Raw genomic sequence first — 7,462 nt, forward strand, 5'->3', positions numbered from 1 at the left:
CGGTTCTTGCCACATTTGTCGCCCGGTCCTCGACGCGCCGCCTCGTAAGCCTCGCGCCCGCGACCGTTTTATACATGGCCAAAAATCGGTGGTCGGCATATATCAGACGACTTGCCAGCCGTGCGTAGACGTGGCAGCACACTCGTCCCCGGCACCGCCGATGCGCGCGCGGCTCCCAGTTTCGGCGCATGCTCTCTGGCCCTTATGAACAAGACGTGTCCGATTCGCGACAAAACTTGTCCTTACAATTCAGTCAGGCCACATTAAACTTCGACAATTAGTTGACGGCGCAAACTACCGCGTCGAAATGCCGCAGCGCTGGAAACGTTGCCGAAGCAGCCTCCGGCTACTCCAGACTCATCTTTCTTCTCTCTCATCTAGCGTATGGAAACGAGCCTCGATAAAAGCGCCCTCGCCGGCGCGCCAGCCGGAGCCGGCGGAGCTGGAACAGGAACCGGCGCGGCCGCCGCCGCGCAACCCGCCGCCAAAGTGCAGCGCACGGTGTACTCCGTGCTCGGCGCGATCAGCTTCTCGCACCTGCTCAACGACATGATCCAGTCGTTGATCCTGGCGATCTACCCGATGCTGAAAGACAACTTCTCGCTGTCGTTCGGCCAGATCGGCCTGATCACGCTGACCTATCAGATCACCGCGTCGCTGCTGCAACCGCTGGTCGGCAGTTATACGGACAAGCATCCAAAGCCTTACTCACTGCCCGTCGGCATGGGCTTCACGCTCGCGGGTCTGCTGCTGATGTCGGTCGCGCCCAACTTCGGCGTGCTGCTGGTGGCGGCCGCGCTGGTCGGCTGCGGTTCGTCGGTGTTCCATCCGGAATCGTCGCGGGTCGCGCGCATGGCGTCGGGCGGCCGGCACGGGCTCGCGCAGTCGCTGTTCCAGGTGGGTGGCAATGCGGGTTCGTCGCTCGGGCCGCTGCTCGCCGCGTTGATCGTGATTCCGCACGGCCAGCGCAGCATCGCGTGGTTTTCGGTGGCGGCGCTTGTCGCGATCGTCGTGCTGACGCAGATCGGCCGCTGGTACAAGGCGCATCCGTCGGTGAAGAAGGCGCGCAGCGTCGCCGGTCACGCCACGCTGTCGCGCAACAAGGTCATGTTCGCGATGGGCGTGCTGATCCTGCTGGTGTTCTCGAAGTACTTCTATCTCGCGAGCATCAACAGCTACTTCACCTTCTATCTGATCGACAAGTTTCATCTGCCGGTGCAGGCCGCGCAGGTTCATCTGTTCGTGTTCCTCGCGGCGGTCGCGGCGGGCACGGTGATCGGCGGTCCGATCGGCGACAGGATCGGCCGCAAGTATGTGATCTGGGTGTCGATTCTCGGCGTGGCGCCGTTCACGCTGCTGCTGCCGTATGCCAATCTGTTCTGGACCGGCGTGCTGACGGTGATCATCGGCGTGGTGCTGGCCTCGGCGTTCTCGGCGATCCTCGTGTATGCGCAGGAACTGATTCCCGGCAAGGTGGGCATGGTCGCGGGTCTGTTCTTCGGCTTCGCGTTCGGCATGGGCGGGATCGGCGCGGCGGTGCTCGGGCAACTGGCCGATGCCACCAGCATCACGTACGTGTACAAGGTCTGCTCGTTCCTGCCGCTGATCGGCGTGCTGACGGTGTTCCTGCCCGATGTGGAAGGCAAGCGCGCGAAGGCGTGATGGCCGTCTGACGGCAACTCTGGTTAGAAGAAGGCGCTTCGGCGCCTTTTTCTTTGTCTGTGCGAGAAGCAGGTAACCACGGCGCTATCGGGGAGCGCGACTCATCACCACGCCCGCTAGCGCGCCGCATCGCTCATGGTGAACCCGCGTTGTCCGCCGAGCCACGCCTGCTCTATGCTTGTGCGGATACACGCCCTGCTCTCGCGCCGCGCCACACGGCCGCACGACTCGACATCCGTTCACTCACGCAGCAGAAGGATCGCCGCAGATGACAAGCTATCGCGACTTCCACCGCCGTTCGATCGAAGACCCCGAAGCATTCTGGCGCGACCAGGCGCGGCGCATCCATTGGCACACGCCGTTCGACACCGTGCTCGACCGTTCGAATCCGCCGTTCGCGCGCTGGTTTGTCGGCGGCCGCACGAACCTGTGCCATAACGCGGTGGACCGTCATCTGGCCGAGCGCGCGCAGCAGAACGCGCTGGTGTATGTGTCGACGGAAACCGGCATCGAGCGGCGCTACACCTACGCCGAGCTGTACGGCGAGGTCAACCGGATGGCGGCGGTCATGCGCTCGCTCGGCGTGAAGCGCGGCGACGTGGTGCTGCTCTACCTGCCGATGATCCCCGAGGCCCTGTTCGCGATGCTCGCCTGCGCGCGGCTCGGCGCGATTCATTCGGTGGTGTTCGGCGGCTTCGCGGCGCCGAATCTCGCGGCCCGCATCGACGACGCAAAGCCGGTCCTGATCGTCACCGCCGACGCCGGCGCGCGCGGCGGCAAGGTGATCGACTACACGCCGCTGATGGACGAAGCGCTCGCCCGCGCGAAACACAAGACGCCGCGTGTCCTGCTGATCGACCGGCAACTCGCGCCCGAGCGGCTCAATGCCAGCTACCTGGTCGCCTACGAACCGCTGCGCGAGCAGTTCTTCGACGCCCACGTGCCGTGCGAGTGGCTCGAATCGAACGAGCCATCCTACGTGCTGTACACGTCGGGCACGACCGGCAAGCCGAAGGGCGTGCAACGCGACGTCGGTGGCTACGCGGTCGCGCTGGCCGCTTCGATGGAGCACATCTTTCAGGGCAAGGCGGGCGACGTGATGTTCACCGCGTCGGACGTGGGCTGGGTGGTCGGCCACAGCTATATCGTCTACGCGCCGCTGATCGCGGGCCTCACCACCGTGATGTACGAAGGCACGCCGATCCGTCCGGACGGCGGCATCTGGTGGCGTCTCGTCGCTCATCACCGGATCAATCTGATGTTCACCGCGCCGACCGCCCTGCGCGTACTGAAGAAGCAGGACCCGGCGCTGCTGAAGCAAGCGGACCTGACGAGCCTGCGCGCGCTGTTCCTCGCCGGCGAGCCGCTCGACGAACCGACCGCCGCCTGGATCGCCGGCGCGCTCGGCAAGCCGGTGATCGACAACTACTGGCAGACCGAGACCGGCTGGCCGATGCTGGCGATTCCGCGCGGCGTCGAAGCACTGCCGACCAAGCTCGGCTCGCCGGGCGTGCCGTCGGCGGGATTCAATCTGACCTTGCGCAACGAACTGAGCGGCGAGCCCTGCCCGCCCGGCGAAAAGGGCGTGCTCACGCTGGGCTATCCGCTGCCGCCCGGTTGCATGTCGACGGTATGGGGCGACGACAAACGCTTCGTCAGCACGTACTGGTCGAGCATTCCGAACCAGCAGGTCTATTCGACCTTCGACTGGGGCGTGCAGGACGAAGACGGCTACGTGACGATCCTCGGCCGTACCGACGACGTGATCAACGTCGCCGGCCACCGGCTCGGCACGCGCGAGATCGAAGAAGCGTTGTCGAGTCACGCGGCCGTCGCGGAGGTAGCGGTGGTCGGCGTGACGGATCCGTTGAAGGGCCAGGCGGCGATGGCCTTCGTCGTGCTGCGCGACCCGCAGGCTTACGCGGACACGAAAAAGCGCAGCAAACTGGATGCCGAACTCACGGCGACGGTAGACCGCCAGCTCGGCGCGATTGCGCGGCCGTCACGGGTCGTGGTGGTGTCCATGCTGCCGAAGACGCGCTCCGGCAAGCTGCTGCGCCGCGCGATCGCGGCGCTCGCCGAAGGACGCGAGCCGGGCGATCTGCCGACCATTGAAGATCCGGCAGCGTTGCAGCAGGTGCGCGAGGCGCTGGACGACGGCGGGGGGAAGTAGGTTGCAAGGCTGCGGCATGTCGTTACGAATGTATCGACACTCGCACCCCGACGCCGACGTCAGACCGTCGAACTACGCGCCTGTAAAAACCGCTTCAGGATCGCGTTCGAATACGTCCCCGCGATCTCCGTGAGAAACGACACGAAAGACTCGGGCGCGTGATCGTCGGCGGTATCGGAAACGGTACGCACGACCGCGCACGGCACGCCGTATTCATAACAGACCTGCGCGATCGCCGCGCCTTCCATTTCCACGGCGAGCGCATCCGGCAACGCCTCGCGCAAGGCCTGAACGCCGGCCGCGCTGGCAACGAACTGATCCCCGCTGATGATCAAACCGCGATGCACGCGCGGCTCATGCGTACCGAACCGCGCCGCCGATGCCGCGCCCTCTTCCGCGACGAAGCGCTCACAAGCTGTAGCGAGCTGATTGGCCAGCGCTGCGTCCGCGTCGAATCGCGAGACGCCCAGCAACGGCACTTCGAAACGCGGAAACAGCGGTGATGCGTCGAGATCGTGCTGCAGCAACGCGTCGGCGACGACGATATCGCCCACTCGCACTTCGCTCCCCACGCCGCCGGCCACGCCCGTGAAGACGATCGCTTCGACATCGAATGCATGGATTAGCGCGCTGACCGTGGCCGCCGCCGCGACCTTGCCGACGCGCGCCAGCGTCACCACACACGGCGTACCGTGGACTGTGCCCAGGTGATAGTCGCGCTGACCGTGCGTGATCGTGCGTACGCCGGACTCGGCGCGCATCGCTTCGATCAGATCGCCGAGCTCTTGCGGCAAGGCCGCCAGAATCCCGAGCGGCCGATGCGAAAGCGGCGCGCCGCTGCGGTTCGGATCGATCGCGGACATGCTTGCGGCTGACGAGTGCCCCACAACCGCTGGCGTGCCAACAGCTTCAACGCCGTGAGCCTCGACGCCCGCCGTTTCAGCCCCATGCGCCTCTTTGCCCGCTGCGTCGACGCCGGACGCTCCGACACCCACGCCCGTCCCGCTCATTCCACCGCCTGCAACTTAGCGACCGCGAGCGCCAGCCACTTCTCGCCGTGCCGCTTGAATTTGACCTGCGCTTTCGCATCGGTGCCGCCGCCTTCGAGTGCGGTGATCGTGCCTTCGCCGAACTTGGTGTGGAACACCTGCTGGCCGACGCGGAAACCCGTTTCCGCCGCACGCTGCTCGTTCGCGAACGCGGGCAACTGCGCGGGCGTGGACGAAGCAGGCCCCGTATAACCCGGTCGCGCGAACCAGTCGCGCCCATAACCCGCGTTGTCGGAGCGGCCGCCCCAGCGCGCGCCCGCCTCGACCTTCGGCGTGAGCCACTTGAGCGTTTCCTGCGGCAGTTCGTCGAAGAAACGCGAACGGATGTTGTAACGGGTCTGGCCGTGCAGCATGCGGCTCTGCGCGAACGACAGATACAGCCGCTCCTTGGCGCGCGTGATCGCCACGTACATCAGGCGACGCTCTTCTTCCAGACCGTCCGATTCCATCGCGCTGTTTTCGTGCGGGAACAGCCCCTCTTCCAGACCGGTGATGAACACCGCCGTGAACTCGAGGCCCTTCGCCGCGTGCACCGTCATCAGTTGCACGGCTTCCTGGCCGGCTTGCGCCTGGTTGTCGCCCGCCTCCAGCGACGCGTGCGACAGGAAACCGGCGAGCGGCGTCATCGTGTCCGGGTTTTGCGCCGGGTCGGCGATGCCGGGCGCGTCGAGAACAACGGTATTCGGATCGTCGGTGGCGACCGCGAGTTCGGGCGCGGCGGTCGCGCCCGGACGCAGCGGAATGGAGCGCGCCGGCGTGTCCATGCCGTAGCCCTCTTCACTGACGAACGCGGCGGCCGCGTTGACCAGTTCCTGCAAGTTCTCCAGCCGGTCCTGGCCTTCGCGTTCGTTCTGATAGAACTCCGAGAGACCGCTCGTGCGCACCACGTATTCGACGGTTTCCGGCAGGCTCATCTGCTGCGTTTCCGCGCGCATCTTGCCGACCAGGTTCGCGAAGGCCGCGAGGCTCGAACCCGCCTTGCCCGCCACGTACGGAATCGCCGCGGCCATCGAGCAGTTGTACAGACGCGCTGCGTCCGCGAGCTGCTCGATCGAGCGCGCGCCGATGCCGCGTGTCGGAAAATTGACGACGCGCGCGAACGCGGTGTCGTCGTTCGGATTGTCGATCAGGCGCAGATAGGCGAGCGCGTGCTTCACTTCCTGGCGCTCGAAAAAGCGCAAGCCGCCATACACGCGATACGCGATGCCCGCGTTGACCAGCGTGTGTTCGATCGTGCGCGACTGCGCGTTGCTGCGGTAGAGAATCGCGATTTCGCTGCGCGACGTGCCGGTGCTGATCAGCGCCTTGATTTCTTCGACGATCCAGCCGGCTTCCTGCGAATCGGTCGCGGATTCATACACGCGGACCGGTTCGCCGTGACCCGCGTCGGTACGCAGATTCTTGCCCAGACGCCGCGAGTTGTTGGCGATGAGCTGATTGGCGGCGTCGAGAATATGGCCGTGCGAGCGGTAGTTCTGCTCGAGCTTGATCAGATGGCGGACGTTGAACTCGTGTTCGAAGTCGCGCATGTTGCCGACGTTCGCGCCGCGGAAGGCGTAGATCGACTGGTCGTCGTCGCCGACGGCGAAGATCGAGTTGGTCTGGCCCGCCAGCATCTTGAGCCACGCGTATTGCAGCTTGTTGGTATCCTGGAACTCGTCGACCAGAATATGCCGGAAACGCGCCTGATAGTGGGCGCGCAACGGCGGATTGTGCGCGAGCAGCTCGTAGCAGCGCAGCAGCAGTTCCGGAAAGTCGACGACGCCTTCGCGCTGGCACTGCTGGTCGTAGGCTTCGTAGAGTTCGACGAATTTGCGGTTGAAGTTGTCGGTGGCGTCGACGTCTTTCGGGCGCAGGCCCTGTTCCTTCGCGTTGTTGATGAAGTACTGGAGATTTTTCGCCGGGTACTTTTCGTCGTCGATGTTGAGGCCCTTCATCAGACGCTTGATCGCGGACAGCTGGTCGGCGGTATCGAGAATCTGGAAGGTGGCCGGCAGGCCCGCGTCGCGGTGATGCGCGCGCAGCATGCGGTTACACAGGCCGTGGAAGGTGCCGATCCACATGCCGCGCGTGTCGATCGGCAGGAGCGCCGACAGCCGCGACATCATTTCGCGGGCGGCTTTGTTGGTGAAGGTCACCGCCAGAATCGTGGCCGGCGACGCCAGGCCGTGCTGGATGAGCCACGCGATGCGCGTGATCAGGACGCGGGTCTTGCCGCTGCCCGCGCCGGCGAGAATGAGGGCGGGCTCGTTCGGGAGGGTGACGGCGGCGTGTTGTTCGGGGTTTAGATTGGCTAGCAGGTCGGGCATTTTTTCGGAGGGGCGGCGGGTCGTTCGACATTATATGCCCCGGAGGGGTGGGTGATTTTTTGCCTGCTCGGCGGGGTTTGGGGGTGGGGTTTTGGCGTCTTGTGGGGTTGGGGCTTGGCCGTTCCTTGAGTTCTTTGTGGTGTATTAGCGTTGCCCCTGTGCGGGGCGGCACCTACTTTCTTTGCTTGCCGCAAAGAAAGTAGGCAAAGAAAGCGGCTTTACACCGCCAGCTTATAAGCGGGTCCCCAGGCTTGGAGGGGGCAGTGGCA

Annotated in this window: 4 protein-coding genes; 2 read left to right on the forward strand and 2 right to left on the reverse strand. The window is 65.1% G+C overall.

Annotation, left to right across the window (positions count from 1 at the left end; genetic code table 11):
• The first annotated feature begins 384 nt into the window (after window positions 1-384).
• Window positions 385-1,662: an MFS transporter gene (locus tag PQR54_RS34945; protein ID WP_106309618.1), complete on the forward strand. Its 1,278-nt coding sequence runs from the start codon at window positions 385-387 to the stop codon at window positions 1,660-1,662.
• Window positions 1,663-1,930: 268 nt separating this feature from the next.
• Window positions 1,931-3,835 carry a propionate--CoA ligase gene (locus PQR54_RS34950; protein WP_408253795.1) on the forward strand — a complete coding sequence of 635 codons (1,905 nt, stop codon included), beginning with the start codon at window positions 1,931-1,933 and terminating at the stop codon, window positions 3,833-3,835.
• Between the two features lie 59 nt (window positions 3,836-3,894).
• Here the strand turns inward: PQR54_RS34950 and PQR54_RS34955 are convergent, their stop codons facing one another.
• A complete protein-coding gene (locus tag PQR54_RS34955; RefSeq protein WP_408253804.1) occupies window positions 3,895-4,698 on the reverse strand; it encodes a 5'-methylthioadenosine/adenosylhomocysteine nucleosidase in 804 nt (267 codons plus the stop codon).
• Window positions 4,699-4,841: 143 nt separating this feature from the next.
• On the reverse strand, window positions 4,842-7,193 hold the full coding sequence (locus PQR54_RS34960; RefSeq protein WP_408253798.1) for a UvrD-helicase domain-containing protein: 2,352 nt from the start codon (window positions 7,191-7,193) through the stop codon (window positions 4,842-4,844).
• Between the last annotated feature and the right edge of the window lie 269 nt (window positions 7,194-7,462).

It is taken from the genome of Paraburkholderia phytofirmans (assembly GCF_046028095.1).
Lineage (GTDB): Bacteria > Pseudomonadota > Gammaproteobacteria > Burkholderiales > Burkholderiaceae > Paraburkholderia > Paraburkholderia phytofirmans_A.